The following is a 1,010-nucleotide window of genomic DNA, read 5'->3' as shown; positions in this document are numbered from 1 at the left end:
GACGTCGACAGCGACGTGATCGAGCTGTTGGCCGTCGACAGACCCGACGATGTGGACGTCGACAGTGAATCCAGATTGCTATTCGTCGTGCTCAAGCCAGTGGACAGCGAGCCCATGCTGGATGCCGTGGAGGTCGACAGCGACGCCACGTTGCTGTTCGTCGTGCTCAGACCCGTCGACAGCGAGCCCACGCTCGACGCCGTCGAGGTCGACAACGACGTGACTGTGCTGTTCGTCGTGCTCAGGCCCGTCGACAGCGAACCCACACTCGACGCCGTCGAGGTCGACAGCGAATCCAGGTTGCTGTTCGTCGTGCTCAGACCCGTCGACAGCGAACCCACGCTGGATGCCGTCGAGGTCGACAGCGACGTGACCGTGCTGTTGGTCGTGCTCAGGCCGGTCGACAGCGACGTCACCCCGCTTTGCGCCGTGCTGATCCCCGTCGACGCCGACGTCGACAGCGACGTGATTGAGCTGTTAGCCGTCGACAGACCCGACGACGTGGACGTCGACAGTGAATCCAGATTGCTATTCGTCGTGCTCAAGCCCGTCGACAGCGAGCCCACGCTGGACGCCGTCGAGGTCGACAACGAATCCAGGTTGCTATTCGTCGTGCTCAAGCCCGTCGACAGCGAACCCACGCTGGATGCCGTGGAGGTCGACAGCGACGTGACCGTGCTGTTGGTCGTGCTCAGGCCGGTCGACAGCGACGTCACCCCACTTTGCGCCGTGCTGATCCCCGTCGACGCCGACGTCGACAGCGACGTGATCGAGCTGTTGGCCATCGACAGACCCGACGACGTGGACGTCGACAGTGAATCCAGATTGCTATTCGTCGTGCTCAAGCCCGTCGACAGCGAACCCACGCTGGATACCGTCGAGGTCGACAGCGACGCCACGTTGCTGTTCGTCGTGCTCAGACCCGTCGACAGCGAACCCACGCTGGATGCCGTCGAGGTCGACAGCGACGCCACGTTGCTGTTCGTCGTGCTCAGACCCGTCGACAGCGA

The 1,010-nt window shown here is 63.4% G+C and carries 1 protein-coding gene; it reads left to right on the top strand.

Translation table 11 applies throughout. The annotated features are described in order from the left end of the window. On the top strand, positions 1-1,010 hold a 1,010-nt coding region (locus tag HWX62_RS33260), incomplete at both ends, for a hypothetical protein (RefSeq protein WP_279610486.1).

Source organism: Burkholderia sp. BCC0506 (assembly GCF_902833145.1).
Taxonomy (GTDB): domain Bacteria; phylum Pseudomonadota; class Gammaproteobacteria; order Burkholderiales; family Burkholderiaceae; genus Burkholderia.
The sequence above is the reverse complement of the archived record's forward strand: the minus strand, read 5'-3'. Positions and strand labels throughout refer to the sequence as shown.